The sequence below is a fragment of the Kitasatospora sp. NPDC057015 genome, from assembly GCF_042673745.1.
In the GTDB taxonomy this organism is placed as follows: domain Bacteria; phylum Actinomycetota; class Actinomycetes; order Streptomycetales; family Streptomycetaceae; genus Kitasatospora.
Window position 1 is genome coordinate 1 of the sequence record NZ_JBHUSG010000027.1, and the last position, 19016, is coordinate 19016.

17 protein-coding genes are annotated in these 19016 nt (G+C 70.5%); 12 read left to right on the top strand and 5 right to left on the bottom strand.

The genetic code is table 11. The features are described 5' to 3' along the window. Positions 1-41 precede the first annotated feature (41 nt). The gene (locus ACFTWP_RS23605) at positions 42-1247 is read right to left on the bottom strand and encodes a helix-turn-helix transcriptional regulator (RefSeq protein ID WP_380266674.1); all 1206 of its coding nucleotides are present in this window, start codon (positions 1245-1247) and stop codon (positions 42-44) included. Between the two features lie 284 nt (positions 1248-1531). Between ACFTWP_RS23605 and ACFTWP_RS23610 the strand changes: the two genes are divergently transcribed. Next, positions 1532-2578, top strand: a complete 1047-nt coding sequence (locus ACFTWP_RS23610; RefSeq protein ID WP_380266676.1) for an NAD-dependent epimerase/dehydratase family protein — start codon at positions 1532-1534, stop codon at positions 2576-2578. On the opposite strand, the gene ACFTWP_RS23615 is transcribed toward ACFTWP_RS23610, so the two are convergent. After that, complete coding sequence (locus tag ACFTWP_RS23615; RefSeq protein WP_380266775.1) at positions 2575-3405, bottom strand: glycosyltransferase; 831 nt, start codon at positions 3403-3405, stop codon at positions 2575-2577. The genes ACFTWP_RS23610 and ACFTWP_RS23615 overlap by 4 nt on opposite strands. 141 nt (positions 3406-3546) lie before the next feature. On the opposite strand from ACFTWP_RS23615, the gene ACFTWP_RS23620 reads away from it, so the two are divergent. From ACFTWP_RS23620 to ACFTWP_RS23640, 5 genes are all read left to right on the top strand, one after another. Then, positions 3547-4221 carry a hypothetical protein gene (locus tag ACFTWP_RS23620; RefSeq protein WP_380266678.1) on the top strand — a complete coding sequence of 225 codons (675 nt, stop codon included), beginning with the start codon at positions 3547-3549 and terminating at the stop codon, positions 4219-4221. Between the two features lie 16 nt (positions 4222-4237). Next, positions 4238-5518, top strand: coding sequence for a hypothetical protein (locus ACFTWP_RS23625; protein ID WP_380266679.1), 1281 nt, complete (start codon positions 4238-4240; stop codon positions 5516-5518). Positions 5519-5964: 446 nt separating this feature from the next. Further along, a complete protein-coding gene (locus tag ACFTWP_RS23630; protein ID WP_380266680.1) occupies positions 5965-6120 on the top strand; it encodes a hypothetical protein in 156 nt (51 codons plus the stop codon). 67 nt (positions 6121-6187) lie between these two features. Then, positions 6188-7402: a JmjC domain-containing protein gene (locus tag ACFTWP_RS23635; RefSeq protein WP_380266776.1), complete on the top strand. Its 1215-nt coding sequence runs from the start codon at positions 6188-6190 to the stop codon at positions 7400-7402. Continuing rightward, the gene (locus ACFTWP_RS23640; protein WP_380266681.1) at positions 7336-8199 is read left to right on the top strand and encodes an aldo/keto reductase; all 864 of its coding nucleotides are present in this window, start codon (positions 7336-7338) and stop codon (positions 8197-8199) included. The genes ACFTWP_RS23635 and ACFTWP_RS23640 overlap by 67 nt, the downstream gene beginning before the upstream one ends. Here ACFTWP_RS23640 and ACFTWP_RS23645 read toward each other — a convergent pair. From ACFTWP_RS23645 to ACFTWP_RS23655, 3 genes are read right to left on the bottom strand one after another with little or no spacing between them, the layout of a single operon-like run. Continuing rightward, positions 8187-9053, bottom strand: coding sequence for a hypothetical protein (locus ACFTWP_RS23645; RefSeq protein ID WP_380266682.1), 867 nt, complete (start codon positions 9051-9053; stop codon positions 8187-8189). The two genes, ACFTWP_RS23640 and ACFTWP_RS23645, sit on opposite strands and share 13 nt — an antisense overlap. Before the next feature lie 40 nt (positions 9054-9093). Further along, positions 9094-9840 carry an HAD family hydrolase gene (locus tag ACFTWP_RS23650; RefSeq protein WP_380266683.1) on the bottom strand — a complete coding sequence of 249 codons (747 nt, stop codon included), beginning with the start codon at positions 9838-9840 and terminating at the stop codon, positions 9094-9096. Beyond that, on the bottom strand, positions 9837-11357 hold the full coding sequence (locus ACFTWP_RS23655) for a helix-turn-helix domain-containing protein (RefSeq protein WP_380266684.1): 1521 nt from the start codon (positions 11355-11357) through the stop codon (positions 9837-9839). The genes ACFTWP_RS23650 and ACFTWP_RS23655 overlap by 4 nt, the downstream gene beginning before the upstream one ends. A gap of 262 nt (positions 11358-11619) precedes the next feature. On the opposite strand from ACFTWP_RS23655, the gene ACFTWP_RS23660 reads away from it, so the two are divergent. The 6 genes from ACFTWP_RS23660 to ACFTWP_RS23685 all read left to right on the top strand — a co-directional run bounded on the left by ACFTWP_RS23660 (position 11620) and on the right by ACFTWP_RS23685 (position 18658). Then, positions 11620-12582: a hypothetical protein gene (locus tag ACFTWP_RS23660; RefSeq protein WP_380266685.1), complete on the top strand. Its 963-nt coding sequence runs from the start codon at positions 11620-11622 to the stop codon at positions 12580-12582. A 64-nt stretch (positions 12583-12646) separates the two neighbouring features. After that, positions 12647-14143, top strand: a complete 1497-nt coding sequence (locus ACFTWP_RS23665) for an amino acid permease (protein WP_380266687.1) — start codon at positions 12647-12649, stop codon at positions 14141-14143. After that, positions 14140-15549, top strand: a complete 1410-nt coding sequence (locus tag ACFTWP_RS23670) for a glutamine synthetase family protein (protein ID WP_380266688.1) — start codon at positions 14140-14142, stop codon at positions 15547-15549. The genes ACFTWP_RS23665 and ACFTWP_RS23670 overlap by 4 nt, the downstream gene beginning before the upstream one ends. A gap of 85 nt (positions 15550-15634) precedes the next feature. Further along, the gene (locus ACFTWP_RS23675; protein WP_380266689.1) at positions 15635-17143 is read left to right on the top strand and encodes a Mur ligase domain-containing protein; all 1509 of its coding nucleotides are present in this window, start codon (positions 15635-15637) and stop codon (positions 17141-17143) included. A 32-nt stretch (positions 17144-17175) separates the two neighbouring features. After that, a complete protein-coding gene (locus ACFTWP_RS23680; protein ID WP_380266690.1) occupies positions 17176-17697 on the top strand; it encodes a hypothetical protein in 522 nt (173 codons plus the stop codon). A 106-nt stretch (positions 17698-17803) separates the two neighbouring features. After that, positions 17804-18658, top strand: a complete 855-nt coding sequence (locus tag ACFTWP_RS23685) for a hypothetical protein (RefSeq protein ID WP_380266691.1) — start codon at positions 17804-17806, stop codon at positions 18656-18658. Positions 18659-19016 lie beyond the last annotated feature (358 nt).

Consider the following 19016-nt stretch of genomic DNA (forward strand, 5'->3'; position numbering starts at 1 on the left):
CGACCACTTCCCACAATCCATCAGGAACGATCCATCCCCACTCAGCACTCCCCATGACCCATACAACGAGACCACCACCACGTAGGACACGGTCTAAGCAGGCTGCGGGCCTCGTAGGTGAGGAAGATGCCGCGCGTCTTGTCGCGAGTGGCCGGCAGGAGGGTGATGCCTTCGTCGATACGGGCGAGGGCGGCACGGGTGTGGCCGAGGTCGAGGAGGCACTGGCCGGAGTCGACGGCCAGGTCGGCGGTACTCATCCACTTGGCCCAGGTGGGTGACGGGTGGGGACTGTCGGTCATCAGGGCAGCCTCAGAGGCGGTCAGGTCCTGGTGGCAGTCGGAGGCGCGGCCGAGGGCGGCGTGGGCGCGTGCGCGGCGCAGGTGGAGCTGGGCGCGGGCGGTGGGGTGGCTGGTGTGGATGAGTGCCTGGCTGAGTGGCGCGAGGGCGGCGTCGGGGTGGGCGAGCCAGATGGACTGGTAGGCGAAGTCGGAGAGGATGCCAGCGCCGAGGTCGCGGTCACGGGCGGCGTGGGCATTGGTGAGGGCCGCGTTCCAAAGCTTGCCGGCGGCGTAGTGGTGTCCCTCGTCGAAGCGGTGCCAGCCACAGGTGCTCGCAAGGGTTGCGGCGAGCTGGTGAAGCCTTCGGCCGGTGGCTTCGCTGTAGGAGCCGTGTTCCAGCAGGTCTGTGACAGTACCGAGCTGGGCGTCCATCAGCTTGGCAGTGTGCTCGCGTTGCCGGGCTGGCAGGGCGGCGAGCTTGGTACTCGAGTCCTGTAGCCAGTCGATCAACTCGTTGTCAACCGGGCTACCGTTCAGGGCGGTTGCCAGGCGGCCGGGTTCAAGGGCGCTCCACTGGGCGGATAGGCCGGCCAGCGCGAGGGCACTGAACGTCATGAAGGTACGGCGTCGGGGGTCCATGGCGGCTCTCTGTGCGGTTCGCAGGGCGTGAATGGTGGAACCGGCTCCGAGCGGCACCGGTTGGTCCTGCCCGGGCAGCCAGTACGGCCAGTCGTACGTCGCCAGGTCCTCGGGCGATACGCCGAACGCCTCGGCAATGAGCAGCTGGGACTCGTCGTTCGGTTCCTTGCGCGAGCGTTCCCACTTGCTGACGGCGGCCTTGTCGGCTCCCGAGCGCAGGCTTTCAGGTTGGGCTTGGGCGGCCCGGTGCAGTCGGGCTGCGAGGTCGCTCTGGGACCAGCCTCGTAGAGCGCGGGCGTAGGCAAGGGGGTGCCGGATCGTGTCGTCCACGGGGTGAATCCCATCATCGACGGTTCCCGCGAGCCTACCGAACGACCGCTGGGACCACCCCGGGACTACAGACAAAGCCTTCTGATCACTTGGCAGTTGGGCTGTACTCGACATGCGCCGACCGTTTCCAGTCCGTTCGGAACAAGAGCGGCGCCCAGACAGCCCGTATCCGGTCACCACCACGGCCCCTCGAAGAGCACCGTCCGAGCGACGGCTGCCGGCGGGCCCGGGCAGCTGATCGCGCTCGGCGGGCTGTGCCGTCACCCACCGCTCAGGAGTTTCCCGTGTCCCTTGAACAGCTCTCCGGTAGGACGGTGCTGGTCACCGGTGCCGGTGGTCTCATCGGCAGCCGCATCACCGCACAGCTTCGCCTGCTCGGTGCTCGGCCGGTGTCGGTGTGCAAGCTCGACACGTACCCGCAGGAGGTCTACCGCCGGCGCTTCGGCATCGTACCCGGCGACCCGGACTTCATCGTCGGCGACATCGCAGAGCCCGGCCTGATGGAGAAGGCGGTCCGCGGGTGCGACTATGTCATCCATGCCGCCGCGCTGGCGGATGTCGCCGCCTGCACCCGGCGACCGCTGGACGCGATCAACACCAACATCACCGGCACCCAGTGCGTCATCGACGCGGTCGCCGCCTCGCCGGACGTACGCCGGATGGTGTTCGTCTCCTCCGCGAGCGTCTACGGCAACGGCCCCAAGGCCTCGCTACGGCCAGTGCGCGAACGGGCGCCCGCCGAGTTCGCGGAGAGCGCCGTGCTTCAGCCCGTCTCCGTCTACGGCAACACCAAGGCGTGGGGCGAGTACCAGAGCGCCACCGTCCTCGGCGCGGCCGGGACCTCGTACGCCGTGGTGCGGTACTTCTCGGTCTACGGCGCGCCACAGATCATCAAGGAAAACTCGCACTCCTGGGTGGTGGCCTGGTTCGCGATGCGGGCCGCCCTAGGCCTGCCGCTGCATCTCAACGGCGGGGGCCACCAGATCCGCGACATGGTCCACGTCGACGACATCGCCACTGGCACCCTGCGCACCCTGATCGCGCCCGGCGCGCACAACGAGACGGTCAACATCGGCACCGGATCGCCCACCAGCATCCGAACCATCGCCGAGCTGGTGCAGGCGCACCACCCCGGCGCCCAGCTCGTCGATTCACCCATGCCGCCCGGCGACCCGGAGGGTGGCTACGCCTCCGTCGAGCGGATGGAGCGGGTACTCGGCTGGCGCCCGGGCATCACCATCGAGGAGGGCGTCGCCCGGTACGTCGCCTGGCTGGAGAAGACACCGGACGCGATCCCGCAGTGGCTGCGCGAGGGGCTGGCCGCGGCCTAAATGATCGGGGGCCGGCCGAGCCGGGTCAACGTCCACACCGTGCGCCAGCGCATCGGCTTGCGCCGCCCGCACGGCGTCCGCCAGCCCTCGGCAAACCCGGCAAACCACGCCTTCAGCCCCGCTACGTCGCGGGTGCGGGCGAGAGTGAGCGCGATCCACACCCCGAGGTAAAGCGGTACCAGCAGCGCCGGAAGATTCCGGCGGGCCAGGTAGACACGGTTGCGGGCGTTGACCCGATAGAAGAACGAGTGCCGGGTCGGGGACGTGCGCGGGTGCTGGAGCAACAGCTCCGGGGCGTACAGGACGCGCCAGCCGGCGTCGATCGCGCGCCAGGTCATGTCACTCTCCTCGTGCGCGAAGAAGAAGGCGTCCGGCCACGGTCCGACCTGCTCCAGCATCCGGGTGGACAGGCCGTGGCCGCCGCCGAGGAAGCCGGTCGCCTCGCCACCGCGCATCGGGTCACCGGCACGCAACCGGGGCACGTGCCGGCGCTGGGTCACCCCGGTCTCGTCAGCGATCCGGAAACCCACGACGCCGAGCCGCGGGTCGGCCCCGAACAGGTCGGCGAGCCGGGCGAACACATCGGTTTCGACCAGCAGGCCGTCGTCGTCCAGGTCCACCACCACGTCCACGTCCCGCAGGTGCTCCAGCGCGACATTGCGCCCGCCGGTTACCCCGAGGTTCTCCGCCAGCACCACTGTCTGCACCCACGGCGGCAGCTGCGGTGGCTCGCAGCCCTGCACCACCACAACGGTCCTCACGGCCTTGACGGACTGCGCGTCCACCGAGGCCAACAGTGCCGCCAGCTCCTTGGGCCTGGTGCCCATCGTCAGGATCGCTACGCCCAGCTTCACGCCCACCGAACTCTTCCCTCCGAGGAACCCACCATGACCCGACGACCACCGGGGCCGCACTCGGCGCCACTGTGGGAGCTGGCCGCGCGAGGCCGCCTTCCGGCACATCAGTTCATGGACCAGGACACACTGGCCAGGATCGCCGGAAACCGACCCACTGCGGCTGCCGCGCCTACCCTGCCACACCCGCTGCCGATGCTGGTACCGGACGCCGCCTGGTTCGCCCGGCTCGAGGCACCCGATTCGATCCACGGCATCCGCCACGGCGCCCGGGTCTCCCTGCTGGTGCACCTGCTCGCCCGGGAACACCGGCTCGACGACCGCCGGACCACGGCACTGGCCGTCGGCGCGGCCGTCCACGACTGCCAGCGCCGAAACGACCGGGCCGACAACGGCCACGGCAAGCGTGCCGCCGACTGGCTCACGCGCCACCACTCCACCGTGACCGAACATCTCGAGTCCGACCTGCCCACCGACCTACTTGAGCCGGTGGCCACTGCCGTCGCCCTGCACGACGTCGCGCACAGCGCGTTCACCCCCGCGCAGACGGACGCCTACCAGCGCGCCCGCCCGCTGGTGGACCTGCTCAAGGCCGCGGACTGCCTCGACCGCTACCGCCTCCCCCTCACCCGCTGGTGGCCCGACGCCTCTCAGCTGCGCGTCGACGTGCCGCCCTGGCTGTACCCACTCGCCTTCGACCTGGCCGTCCACTCCGAGCAGGCCCGCCTCGACGGTGCCACCCAACTCGAAGCCCTCGACCACGCCCGCCAACGCCTGATCACCGGCTGACCAAGGAGACCACCCCGTGCACGCCGACTGGGACAACGCCCACACCGACTACTCCGACCACTCGGCCAGCAAAGATCGCCCCGTTCCGGCCGGGCTGGCCGAGAGCGAGAGCGCGTGGCAGCAGCGCCTCGACCGGGCCCCCAACGGGTGGCTACTGCGCGGCAACGCCATGGTCCAGGCCCTGGCCGCCGGCCACCCCGTCCACCTGATGCACACCACCGTCGCCCTGGACGCCATCCGCACCAGCGGACACCTCCTCGCCTCCTCCGGCTGCCTGGTCGCCGCCCTCTACTGCGCCCCGCTCACCCCGGAGCCCGGCGGCGGCCTGCGCCCCCACAACCTCGGCACCTACCTCCTGGACACCAAGAGGCACACCCGCACCCTGGTCCTGGAGGTCACCCCCGACCGCCCCGTCCCACCCAAGGGCATCGACTACCTCCGCCTCGGCGCCGTCCACCTGCGCACCTACCTCACCCACCGCAACTTCCTCACGCCCACCGAGGACGAACAGCTGCGCCACGCCGCGCTGGCCCGCATTCGGGCGACCGGCCCGTTCCTGGACCTGCTGCTCGCCAACGCCTGCGGCCTGCGCACCCCGGAGGCCGAGTTTGTGGACCGGCTCTCGGCCGCCGTGCCGCAGTTCCCGTTCCTGGGCTACCTGTACTTCGAGGTGCTCTCCGAGTACCTGATGCTCCACAGCTCCACCACCGAGACGAAGCGGTGCGCGGAGGCCGGCGAGCTGAACAACCGCCTCTACAAGCAGCTCGCCCACTCCGCGGTCGAGGGGATGGACCGACTCTTCGACCTCTCCCGCTTCAACCCCCGCCATGACCGGCTGGTTGAGCTCGTCGAACAGGTAGACCCGACCCTTGCACCCGGCGCGGCCCGCTACGCCCGAGCCCGCCTCGCCCACCTGTTTGCCGGCATCGCCCTCCATCCGTCCCAGGACGCGGCCACGTTCTCCTTCCAGCAGCGGAGCTTCGAAGAACTCGCCACCGCCGCACCAGGGCTGCTCGGGCAGTTGCTGTTCCGGGAGCTGCGGGTCATCGACCGGTACCCCAGCTCTACCTCTCGTTCGAACAGGCGAAAGCCCTCGAAGCCTGGACCTACTGGAACGACCAGGGCATCGCTGTCCCGTTCAACGGGACGATCCCGAAGGGCGAGATCGGCATCAACCCCGCCTACCCGCGGGCTGGTGTCTCCGTCTGGGTCGCCGAACGCTGCGAGCGCGGTCTCCTCCACCCCGTCGAAGAGCTCGACGTCACACCCCATCCCCGGCTTGCCGACCTCAACATGACCGCGATGCGACGCGACGACAACGGCAAGGCCGCCGGGCACCTCCTTTCGAGGTCCGCCTGACCGAGACCGGGGTTGGCTCTCGATGTCAGTCCGGGAACCTCCTCAGAATCGCGACAACAGCATGGCGCCGAGGATCGTAGTCCGGGCTGCTGCGACGAAGGCAGGCAGAAGGCAGCTGTGCTCCTGGTCATCAGCAAGCCAGTACCTCGACCACAACTCCGCGGGCAGCCGTATTCGTGGAGAAATATGACGTTCGGCAACTCCTTGGTGATGATGGGTTACCGGGCAATGCAGGGTGATGCTGGCCTCCTCGCGCCATTCGAATGTCATGACTGGATCAATAGCGGGTTGTGAGATGCGCCACCAGCTTCGGCACACCCCGCCGCCCGTCAGTGCTTCCCGCCGGCATCCCGGCGGGGAACGTGGAGTGAGAGGAGCACAGGAATGGCTGAACAGGAAACCAGCAGTGGCTTGTTTATCGCCGTCGAGGAACTGACCGCTGTTCAGGATCGCTATGACAGTCTTCGGTCCGACAACGCGGGCAGTTCCGGTGATGCGCCATGGCCGGGAGGCGACGGCAACCTGCACGACACGGAGTAGCACCCGTTCAGCGAGGGTCCGCCGAGATCGGGCGGGCCCTCGCCGCGCTCTGTACGCCCCAGTCGATCTGACTCAGGAGGATGCATTTCAACACCGATTGATCAGCAGCATCGAGACGGCCCTCGGATGGAACGGGGCGGAACGCCTCGGCGGTTCCTTCTCCCGCGGCCGTACCGCCGACCTGGAGGTTCTCTCGCGTCTGCTGACCCCCAATCGCCTGCTCGATCTCGTGATGCGGAGGAGCTTGAACCGCCCGCAGTTCCGGGTGTTCCAGAAGGGTGTCGAGGTGCACCCCGCGGTCTACTTCACGGACAGCGTCAGTCCTCGGGGCCAGAGCATCTCGATGGTCAACATGGACAGTCTCGGGGCGCTGCTCGCTGATGGCGCCACCGTCATCCTCGATCAGGCGAACGCCTTCGACCCGACGATGGAGGTAGCCTGCCGAGCGCTGCAGTGGTGGGCCCGGGAGCGGGTCCAGGTCAACGTCTACCTCACGACGAACGAGGCATCAGGGTTTCCTCTTCACTGGGACGATCACGAGGTTGTGATCCTTCAGCTGGCGGGTGAGAAGGAGTGGGAGGTACGCGGCACGTCCCGGACCGCGCCGATGTACCGCGATGCAGACCCCAATGCCACGCCCAGCGACGACGTGCTCTGGTCGGGTGTGATGCGGCCCGGCGACGTGATGCACATACCACGCGGCCACTGGCACCAGGCGACTCGCAACGGCAGCGGCTCCGGCAGCAGCCTGCACGTGACGTTCGGCATCACCAAACGTACCGGGGCCAGTTGGCTCGCCTGGCTGGGCGACTGGTGCCGCACCGAGGAGGTCTTCCGCCTCGACCTGGACCGTGCGGGCGGACCCGGCACCGAGCAGCTCGTAGCGGCGGCCCGGCGACTGGTCGAGGAACAGTCTCCGGCCGACTTCCTGGCCTCCTATGAACAGGCGGTCGCCCCCGCGCGGCAGGTTCCGTTCCTGGAGATCTTCGGGCCGCTCGACGCCGTCGTGTGCACAACCCACTTCCGGCCCAGGGTCCGGCAGATCGGCGCGACGGTCGAGGTGCTCGCGTCGGGCAGGAGACTCACCTTCGCGGGGAAGGCGCTGCCCTCCCTCACTCTGCTGCTGAGCGGCCGGCCGGTCGTACTGTCCTCTGCTGCGGCCGTGGTGGGCGCCGAGGTGTCCGAACTCGCCGAGATCCTCGTGAAGGAGGGCCTGTGCGCCCCGCTGACCGCCGAATTGTCCTCGGGCTACACCGGTCTCGTCACCAGCGCCGCACCCTGACTTCGGCCCTGGACCTGGGGATCACATCCCTGGACACCAGCTTCAACTACCGGGGCTTCACCTCCCACACCACGCTGACCACCGTGGGCGGCGACCTGCTGCCGCGCTTCGCGGTGTCCACCAAGGTCGGGTACTTCCCCGTGCCCGGAGGGGCCGAACACTCCCTTGACCCTGACCGTCTCCGGGCGGCCTTGGAGCAGACCAACCGGGATCTCGGCCGGCCTCCCGATTTCGCCTTTCTACACAATCCGGAAGCCTCCGCTCAGGCGGAGGGGCCCGGTCGCCCGGAGAAACGACTCGCTGCTGCCTGCACGGCCCTCGCTGAAGCCGCGGCTTCCGGCCTCTGCGGAGCCTGGGGCGTCTCGTCCTGGAACCCGCAGCCTTTGGTGGGCCTCATCGACCGCGCGGCGCCGACCCCGGACGTGCTGATGCTGCGCGCCGGGCTTCTCGTCCACCCACGCGCCCTGGACGCAGCGGAGGCGGTCGCCTCCCAGTGGGGTCTGCTGCCGCCAGCCCTGTGGGGAATGAGCCCCTTCGGCGGCAGCGCCACCGACCGGATCTGGTCGGCATTCGACCCGCGCCTCTTCCTCCGCGATGCCGGCAGCGGCCTGTCCCGGGCCCAGGCGGCGTTCCGGGTGTCCTACCTGCTGCCAGGGGTCTCCGCAGTGGCGGTGGGAGCAGACGATCCCGAGCACCAGAGCCAACTGGCCGACTGCCTGGGGCACGAGGTCGACGAAGAGAAGCTGGTGCAGTACCGGCAGCTCCTACGGTCGCGCAGCAGGCGTCACGCGGCCTGAAGTTCCTGGATGAGCTGTGCGGCTTCCTGCCGTGCGACGCTGACCCGGGGATCGCCCGGGTGGGCGTTGGGCCCGGCAAACTTCGCGAAGACGAACAGCGTCATCACCTTGCCGTCCCGGCTCTCCAGATCCCGGTGCCGCTCCCGCCGCACTCGGTCGGCGAGCGCCGGGACGGCAAGGGAAGCGCCCAGCAGGGAGGCGGAGTCCAAGCCCTGCGGCGCGTTCCCCCAGTCCTCCCAGTCGAACAGGCAGAACTGGGGGCCCGTGGTGTTCGCCCAGTTCAGATCGGCGTGCGCGGGCACCCACGTCCGGATCGCCGTATCGGCCCGCGCGGGGAACGCCGCCTGGATCGTACGGTTGACGAGAGCCTGCGTGATCAGTTCCGTGTCCGGTGTCGCGATCCGTGCCGTCCGCTGTCCGGCGAGGGCGTCCAGCGAGGCGTTCAGGTCACGCCACCATTCCTCCGGAAGCTGCGGACCTGTGGCAAGGACGGCGGTCCCCACCGGATGCCCCGGTAGCAGGGTCGTCTCATCGGCCCGCCACATCGCTCCGTCGGTGAGATCCTTCCAGGCCACCGACTTCAGCCACTGCGGCTTGGCGATATCGGTCAGAGCCTCCGCGCACTCGGTCCCGTCCCATCCGTGCTCCCGCAGCCTCGACAGTTGGCGACGCTCGATGCGTACCCAGGTTCCCCGGTCCGTTCGCGCTCCCACCGAACGACGCTTCCTTACCACCGTCGCCCTGTCGAACTCGACCTCCAGGCCCTGCTCGACGCGGCTGAGCCCCCCCCCCCCCCCCTCGACCGACTCGACACGAAGGTCAACATCCCGTTCCCTGGTTACTGAGAGCGCCATGCCGGTGACCGTAGCAGCGTTGCCGCCGGGCCGGGTGGGCTCAGGCAGGAAACCTGGGGTCGATGGGACGGCCACCGCCGGTCAGTTCCGTGACGGCCTCAAGGAGTGCGCCGAGGTCCTGCAGATCGTCGAGTACCCGGTCAGCGCCGGCTGCGGCCAACTGCTGCCCGGACGTGGTACCTGAGGCGATGGCGATCACCATGGCGCCGCCCTCGGCCCCGGTTCGCACGTCCTCCAGCGAGTCTCCGATGATCACCGTGTTCGCGGGGTCGAAGGCAGCGTCGTAGCGATCGGCGGCGCGGCGTTGGGCGATGCCGACCAGGGCCGGCCGATAGGGGTCGTCGGAGGCGTAGCCTCCGACGCTGAGATCCACATACCGCTCAAGGCCGAAGGCGCCGAGCTTGATGGCCGCGCTCTGCTGGAGGTTGCCGGTCACCACGGTCGGGATGAGGGCCGGATGGGCGTGGACCGCTCCGAGAGCTGCCACAGCCCCCGGCATGAGCTGTCCGGTGGTGTGCAGTTGCTCGGACCGTTCAGCGAGGAGCGTCGGCAGGAGCCCGACGATCCGCTCCGCCAGCGGCTCGATGTCGTGCTGGTCCACGTCGTTGGCCGTGAGCAGTTCCCGGACCGCCAGCGGCATGGTGCGGCCGGTTCCGCGTTCGGGGAGCTTCGTTGCCTCGCGGCCTACGACGTCGCGGAACGCCTCGCGGTAGACGGCGCGGTCCGTGTCACCCACGTACAGCAGGGTTCGGTCGACGTCCCACAGGACGAGCGCGGTGCTGGTCACGGTCGGAGCTCCTTGGCCGCCATCACTTGTCGTGATCGTTCTATCAGCTCGCTCGACCGCGGGCCCGGGATCGCCCGTACGTGCGCCACCACATCTTCGAGGTGGTCGGTGAGGCGGGCCGATCGGACGTTCGCTGCCAGAGTGAGTGCGGAGTCGGCTGCGGCGAGCCCACCGTCGCGGTCCCCGGCAAGCAGGTGGGCGGAGGCGGCCCGGGAGGCGAACAGGGCCCTGGTCCGCAGATCAGTGGGGTTCAGGGTGGAGGCGGCCTGTTCGAAATACTGGGCTGCGAGGTGGTGTTCGCCGAGTTCGAGGTGGCAGCTCGCGGTCTGGCCGAGGATCTCTCCTCGGTTCATCCAGTAGAGCCAGCCGGGGTCCTGTTCGGACGGGTCGTGCGAGGCGAGGTCCGCCGCTCGGCCGAGCGCGCGCAGGCATGCCTGGTTCTCACCGAGCTTGGCATGCCCGCGGGCCTGACGGGTCAGCAACATGGCTTCCAGGACAGGGGAGCCCACCGTGCGAGTCTTCTCGCGCGCGGCCTGCATAGCGGTCACGGCATCGCGGGGGCTGCCGACCGAGTAGCTCTGGATCGCCAGGTAAGACAGAGCGCCTGCACCGTAGCGGGGGTCGCCCGAGGCGTGGGCGGCACGGAGGGCCGCCAGCAGGGCACGCTGTGCCTGTGCGTGGCGGCCGGCGTCGAAGTGGAACCATCCGAGCTGGGTCGCGGTGTCGGCGGCGATCCCGGCCAGACGTCGTCCGGTCTTCTCGTCGTAGCTGGCCGACTTCAGTGTCTCGTAGAGGAGAACGAGATGGGCCCTCGCCAGGCCGGCGACCAGTCCGCTGCCCGAACTCGCGTCCATGGTGCGGAGGCTGTCGATGGTCCCCTGCAAGCTCCCGACCAGGCCCGGGGTCACCCGAGCTCCTTCGAGTGCACGTTCAAGGGGCTCCGCGTCGGCAATGCCCCACTGGTGGACGTACGCGGACAGCGCGGCCCCGGTGAGGACGAGGACTTGGCGGCGGTTCGGACGCATGGCGGGCTCCCCTCGCATCGCGTCGTGCAGTCCCGCCACCATACGACGGGCCGTCCACGGCGCAGCGACGTCCTCGTGGGCCTGGAGTGAACTGCCGTCTGCTTCCGGGGAAGTTGATTCTGTATTTGCGCGAAGCGGAAGCCTCACCAAGTCGGGGGGAGCGCCGACCGCGTTGAGGAACTCGACGATCCTGTCGATGTGGGTCAGCTGTACGCGCCCGGCCTCCATTCGAGACAGGTAGCCCTGGGTCAGCCCGGTGATCCCAGCCAGGTCGTCTTGGCGCAGGGGGACGATCTCCCGCAGTCGCCTGCTCAGATTGCCGAAGTCCAGCTCAGCGAGGGTCTCGCGCACTTTGGCGTCGCGCCATACCCAGGCGGGCACTGCACGGGAGACCGGCTCGGCAACCGCCCGCGCGCACGGGCCGCACACGGCACCGTCGTCGTTGTAGCGGCTGAGCGTGCAGCCGCACCGCTCGCACCGTCGCCCGCTCATCCTGCCCCCTCCGCAGGCGGGAGGGACCGGCCCCCCGCAGGCGACCCCGAGAACATATTTCGCTGTGAATATGACTACTCGAATGGTCGCCACTGAACACTCTCAGGCACCTTACTGCGGCGGGCAGTTGTCCGTGGCCGAAGCGATCACTTCGCTTGTCACGGTCGCGACAGTCCCCGAGCAGCCATCGACCCGGTGGCCTACGGCCGCCGCTCCTGTGTAACGGCTGCCCTCACCAACATCTCCTTGGGAAGGACCGGCGATGGACACCTCGTACAGCACCGGCGGTCAGCTCGTCCAGCATCCCGCCGGCCACGACGGCGAGCTGCGCTGGGCCGTGGAGGAGTTGCGCGCCGGCCGTTGGCTCGCGGCCCGCACGCTGCTGGCGGGTTCGTGGGGCGACCGGTCGCTGTGGACCTCGCGCACCCAGACGCTCGGCGCTGTCGCGGCCCGCACAGATGTCCTGCAGTACTGGGCGGCAGAGGAGCCGAAAGGCTTCGGCCTGGTCACACTTCAGGCGCGGGCCGCGGTCGAGGTGGCCCTCATGGCCGGCCAACGAGATGCGTCCGCCCGCGAAGGCGCGGCCCGGGCGTGGTGCTGGCGGGCGGCCTCCACGGTCGCCGACGACCCCGTTCCGTGGATGGGCCTGCTCGCGCTCGCCCAATTGGACGTTGCCCAGGCGCGTCCCGAGCACCGGGTGGAGGCGCCCGACCGGATGCTCCTTCCCGGTCCGTGGGGTCTTCTCGACCAGGCCCGGCGGGCGGATCCCTGGAACCGTGAGGCATTCCACCGCATGCTCCGTGTCCTGCTGGTCCGGGGCGAGGGCGGCTCGGCAACCGAGTTCCTGGCAGCCTACCTGCCGGCCGCCCCAACTGGCTCTCCGCTCCATGCCCTTCCGCTCTACCTGCACGTCGAGCGCTACCGCCGTGCCGGACGTACGGAGCGGGCCGCGCTCCAGTGGACGAACGACGAAGGCGTCCGCTCCACGGTGCTACGGGCCTACGAGCACTGGCAGGCGAGACACAGTGGTGTCGGCCGGTGGCCGGTGGTGGACGAGAGCCACCTCGCCCACGGGCTCTGGGCGACCCGCCAGCCGCGCCAAGCCGCCGAGGTGTTCGCGGCGCTGGACCCCTTCGTCTCGTCTCAGCCCTGGATGAGGCTGTCGGACCGGCCGGACGATCTGATCCGCCAGGCCCTCGCCCAGTCCTTCGCCGCCACCCGCTGACCACCTTCCGCCCGGCCACCGGCCCGGGCGCCCCAACGCCGTCTCTCCATACGGAGGTTCCTGCATGTCTCGGTCCCACCGCTCCGCCCCGGTCCACGGGGACGACGACCATCTGCGATCACTCGGGTACGAGCCCGAACTGACCCGCCGGATGGGCGGATTCGGTAACTTCGCCGTCTCCTTCTCGGTGATCAGCGTCTTGTCCGGCTGCATGACGCTGTTCGGCTTCGGGCTGGTGACCGGCGGCCCGGCCGTGATGATGTGGGGCTGGGTCGGCGTCGGCCTGGCCGTGCTGCTCGTCGGCCTCTCCCTGGCCGAGGTCACCAGCGCCTACCCCACCTCCGGCGGCCTCTACTTCATGTCCCAGCGCCTCGGCGGACCCCGCTGGGGCTGGGTGACCGGCTGGCTCAACCTGCTGGGCCTGCTGGGCGGGATCGCCGGCATCGACTACGGCGCGGCCTCGTTCATCGCGGCGTTCGCCGCGCTTCAGTGGGGGGTCGTGCCCACCCCTGGCCTGGTTCTGGGCATCTTCGCCGCGGTCCTGCTGCTGCACGCCCTGTTGAACGTCGTCGGTGTCCGGGTGGTGAGCCTGCTCAACAGCATCTCGGTGTGGTGGCATCTGGCGGGTGTCGCGGTGATCGTCGGTGTGCTCGCGGTCGTCCCCTCCCACCACCAGGACGCGTCCTTCGTGTTCGGGCACTTCGTGAACGAGACCGGCTGGTCGAACCCGGTCTATGTGTCGGCGGTCGGGCTGCTGCTGGCCGGGTACACCTTCTGCGGCTACGACGCGAGCGCGCACCTGTCGGAGGAGACGACGGACGCGCGGATGGCTGCGCCGCGCGGCATCGTCCGGTCGATCTGGGTCTCGCTGCTGGCAGGGTTCGTACTACTGGCCGGCCTGTTGTTCGCGGTGCAGGACTACGCCGGAACCGCCGGAGCGGCGGTGCCACCGGCGCAGATCTTCCTCGACGCGCTCGGGACGACCGGCGCGAAGGCGCTGCTGCTGATCGTGATCGGCGCCCAGCTGTTCTGCGGCTCGGCCGAGACCACTGCGGCCTCCCGCATGATCTACGCCTTCTCGCGGGACAACGCACTGCCCGGCTCCACGACGTGGCGACGGGTCTCCCCCAACGGCGTTCCGGTACCGGCGGTGTGGCTGGCCGTGTCGATGGCGTTCCTCCTGGCGGTGCCCTCCCTGTGGTCGCCAGTCGCGTACGGGGCTGTGACGGCGGTGAACGTGATCGGTATGACCCCGTCCTACATCGTCCCGGTGTTCCTGCGGCTGCGGCAGGGCGACCGCTTCGTCCCCGGCCCGTGGACCCTGGGCCGGTGGAGCCGCCCGGTCGGGACCGCCGCCGTGGTGTGGGTGGTCGTGGTGACGGTGCTGGTGTGCCTGCCGCAGCGCTACCCGGTGACCGCCCAGACGTTCAACTACGCGCCCGTCACCCTGATCGTCATCCTGGCCCTATCGGCTCTGTGGTGGCGGATGGCCGGATCGCGCTTCAGCGTCCCGATCGTCCAGGACGCGCACCTGGCCCGGATCGAGGAGCTGATCGTATGAGGGCAACCGTGCGCGCCGCCCGTACCCGCGTGGGCCGGACGACGGCAGGGGCCGCGGAGCCCGTCGGCCCGCTGGACCAATTGGTGTACGCCCACCGCGTCAACGCCGTCCTGCTCGCGGCCGTCGACGTGCAGGGAAGACTCAAGGGCAAGGCGTACGACGCCGAAGTACTGATCAAGCGGCTCCGGTCGGGCCGGATCAGCCCAGAGATGTGCGGGTACGTGATCGGGACCGATCTGGGCATGGCCGCCCCGCAGACCGGGTCGTTCTCGTGGGAGAGCAGCTTCGGTGACATTGCGCTGCTGCCCGACACGCAGCGGGCCCGGGTGCTGCCGTGGCTGCCAGGCACGACGCTGGTGCTGGCGGATCCGATTCTCGGCGGGTGGCCGCACCCTCTGGCGCCGGTGACGGTGCTGAACGAGCAGCTCACCCTGCTGGCCGGCCACGGCCTGTCCGCCGCCCTCGGCGTCGAGACGGAGTTCGTGCTCTACGAGGGCACCGCCCGGGACGCGGCGGCGGCAGGCTGGCGAAGGCTGCGGCCGGCGACGTGGGACAACCGCGACTACGCCCTCGACCAGCCGGGGCCGGTCGCCGAGTTCGGCACACGTCTGCGGCAGGTACTCGCCGGAGCCGGGCTGCCGGTCGAGGCAGTGAAGCTGGAAGGTGCCCCGGGTCAGGTCGAGGTCACCTTCCCCTACGGGGACGCCTCGGAAGCCTGTCTGCAGCACGTGTTGTTCAAGCACGCGACCAGGGTGGTGGCGGACGAACTGGGGATGGCGGCGTCGTTCATGGCGGCCCCTGCCACCGGGGTGGGCAGCGGCATGCACCTGCACGTCTCGCTGCACTCCGATGAGGGGCCGGTGCTGGCCTCCGCCCAGGGCGGCGGAACGGTCCTGTCGGAGGTGGGCGAGCAGGTGGTGGCCGGCCTGCTGGAAGTGCTGCCGGTGACGGCGCCGCTGTGGGCGCCGTACGTGAACAGCTATCACCGGTTCGTGGAGCACTCGTTCGCGCCGACCCGCTTCACCTGGGGCCGGGACAACCGGTCCTGCGCGGTGCGGGTGGTGGGCCACGACCGGAGCCTGCGGCTGGAGGTGCGCCTGCCCGGCGCGGATGCCAACCCAATGCTCGCCGTGGCGGCCGTCCTCGCCGGCATCCGGCACGGCATCACCGCCGGTCTCAAACCCCGCCCTGCGAGCGCCGGCGACACCTACCAGGACACCACTGCCGCCCCCGTGCCGCGCTCGCTCGCCGAGGCCCTCACCGCGTTCGAGACCAGCGCGCTGGCAGCCGAGCTGCTGGGCGCGCGGGTCGTCGCGCACCTGGCCGCCGTCGCCCGCCTGGACCTGGACCACCACGCCGCCCGCGTCACCGACGCCGAGTTGAAGCGCGGTTTCGCCCAGGCATGAACCCCGGGCCGGCAGCGGGTGGTCCCTCTCCACGCTGCCGGCCCGGACCAACCCCTCACGTCCCGCTTCCCCGTTGGAGACCTTCATGGACACCACTACCCTTCCCGCGACCGCGGCGGCCCCGGCCGTGCCCGAGCTGCTGGCCGCCCCGCACCTGGTCGACGTCGCCGTGCCCGGCATGGAGGGCCTGGCCCTGTGGCTTGCCGGACGCGGCGCCGACGTCACCGGCAGCGTGCCGCCCGCCGAGCACGACAGCCCGGTGGTGGCCGGCCTGCGGGCCGCCGGGGTGAGAGTCGAGGTCGGCTTCGCGGCCGAACACGTGCACGCCGACCGGACGGTAGTGGTGTGGTCAGGCGCAGTCGTCGGTGCCCACCCCGAACTCGACCGCGCCCGGGTACTGCGGCTGCCGATGCTCGGACGCGCACCCGCGCTCGCGGCCGTGACCGCGCACCCCGGGCAGCAGGTGGTCACGGTCGGTGGCAGCCACAGCACCGCGACGGCCGCAGCCGCTCTGGCTGCGGCGCTGAATGACGGCACAACGGGCTGGATCCTCATTACCCCCGCGCACGGAGGCTCCGCGGGACACGGCCGGAAGGCCCGGCTCGTCGTGGACTTCTGTCCCGACACCACCACCCACGAGGCCCAGCCACCCAGCGCCTGGCAACGCCACCCTGCCCCGCACCTGGACAACCGGATCAGCCCCGCCGTCGTACTGATCACCAGCACCGGCGCGAACGCCCCCCACCACCTGGACAACGTCGAGAGCCTCAACGCCGCCGAGCGCCTCGCCCGCACCGCAGACACCGTCGTCCTGCCGACCTGGGACAAAGGCGTGCCAGTCCTGCGCGAGCGCCTGACCGACCGACGCGGCCCCGCCCTGGTCACCGTCGGCCTCGACCAGAGCGCCGACGTGCGGATCCTCGTCCCCCGCTGGACAGGCGACGCCTACCACCTCACCCTCCGATACCGCGGCGAGCAGCAGGCGTTCGTCCTGCCGATCACCGGCCGCCACCATGCCCTGGCCGCCTGCGCCGCCATCGCCACCGCGCTCGTCCTGGGCGAGGACCCGCAGATCGTCGCCGAGCGCCTGGCCGTCTTCCGCGGCGTCGAGCGCTCGCTCACCACCGTCGGCGCCCAGAAAGGGATCACCGTGGTGACCTCGCGGGCCCGGCACCCCCACGAGGTCACCGAGGACGTCGCCGCCGCGCGCCTGCTCACCGAAGGCTCGGTGATCGCCGCCCTGGAGCCGGACGGCTTCGCCCGCACCAGCGCACACGCCGCCGAGCTGGGAGCCGCCCTCCGGGGCGCCGACCACGCGGTCCTGCTCCCTGTCAGCACGCCGCTGACCTCCGTGCGCGCCGCCGACCCCCTCGACACCGTCGAGCACCACGCAGGAGTGGCCCTCGGAGCCGATGCAGTCCACCGGGTGCGTTCCGGCCCGTGCGAGCCCGGCGTCGAGCAGCAGATCGCCGCCCTCACCGCCCCCGGCGACCTCGTCCTTCTCATCGGCACCGGCCAGGCGGCCACCCGCCTCGGGCCCCGGCTACTGTTCCATCTCGGCGCCGCCCACTCCCCGATCCCCCGCCAGCAGTGACCCGCCCGCCCGCGTCCACGAAAGAACGAACGATGACCACCACCAGGCCCCTGCCCTACCTCAGCGACCAGGACCGCCGGCTGATCGTCCTCGTCGCCTCCGGCGCCCGCCACCCCCAGATCGCCGCCGACCCCAGCACCGCTATGGCGGCGGACGATGTCCGCGCCGCCATCGAGACGCTCCTCGCCAAGACCCGCACCAGCACCGTGCTGCACCTCACCGCCTGGGCCACCGCCCAGCGGATCGTCACCGCCCCTGTCCACTCGACCGGGGCTCTCACCGTCAAGCCCCAACTCATGCCTCGTCTGTCCCAGACTCTGCGCGGCTGGTCCGCCGGCCGCAGCACATCAGAGCTGACCGCCGAATGGGGCATCGCCCCAGGCACGATGCGCACCTACACCAAGACGCTGCTCACCCAACTGGGTGTCGACAGCCAGCCCCAGGCCGCCGTCGTCCGGGTCCTCTGCGGCCTCACTCTCCTGAGCACCATCGACCCCGCCTGGGCCACCGAGCCGCTCGCTCGCGACAACAGGCAGAACAGGCTCAGTCGTTGAGCACCGGCCGAATGCCCCGCAGAGACCGATCCCGAGCACTGTGCCTCGAGACCCCGGTGAAGCCCCGCGGCGGCGCGCGCTGCCGCGCTCAGGTCAGATGGCCGACTTGCGTTCCAGCCTGGCGGTGCACCCAGCGCCGCGCTGGGAAGACACCCCGGCGACGGGTGGTTGCCGGTCAGGCCGCTATGTCCGCCCGGAGCCGGGCGAGGGTGCTCTGGGCCTGCTCGCGGACATCCGGCAGCCTGTCGCTGGCGCGCATCACCCGCTGGACCTGGTGCGGCAGGCGATGCAGTTCGGCGCCCTGCAGGGCCACGCGCATCTGCCGGCCGCGTCCCGGTCGCCTCGGCGGAGCAGGATCTGGCTCGCGGTGATCGCGGAGATGATGCGCCACTGGGGGCTGGTCCGCAGGTCCGCTGTGTGGGGCGCGTTCGAGGAGTTCGACGGCAGCCGGGACGCGGCCGGTGGCGGCGAGGCCGCGCAGCCGTACTTCGTGGAGGGTGAACTCGGAGAAGAGCGCCGCAGTTTGGGCGGTCTCCAGCAGGCGTCAGCTCTCCTCGACGGCGTCGTCGAATACCGTTGTGGCGCTGGCTGTTCCGGCGGCGCGGGCGAGCACGATCACGGCCGCCGCGCGGTCATCCGGGGTGCGGGAGAGGTCGCGGGCGCGAGCGAGGCGTTCCAAGGCGGCGTGGTGCAGGCCGGCCTTGCGCAGTTCGTCGCCGTGGTGGCGGAGGGCATGGGCGTGCAGGGTTTGGTCGTCGAGGCGGCGGGCGACGGCGACGCCCTTGCCGGTCCAGCGTGCGGCGGTGGCGAGGCGTTCCTCGGGGAGGATGTGGCCGAGGCCAACGCGGGCTCGGGCGAGCAGGCGCAGGACGTCGGTGTCGGTGATGGTGCGCCTTCCGGTCTCAACGCGGCTGCGAGCGCTTCGCATACCTCGGCGCTGGTGGAGACGCTCTGCTCGTGACGAGCGCGCGGCCCCTCCCCGCGCGGCTGCTGACCACACATCCGCGGTCACGACCCTGATCGACTCCCGCACCACGAGGAGGCCCCGCTACGCGTGCCAGCTTACCTACCGACTGCCACCCGCCCGGCCGGCCGGCCAGCGAGAGTGACCCGACCGTGGTCCCGCACGCGGCGATCACACGCCAGCGGCCAGGGCGGATCGTGGTCGATGGCGACGAGGAATACGTCCGCCAAATAGCCGCGTCCGTGCGCGAATCGCGCACGCTCATCGGAGGCGTAGCACCCGTCGCCGTGATTGCCGCCCCACTTCGCTCACGCGCCGCCTGCCTGGGCGCCGCACTCGTGGCCAGAAGCGCGCA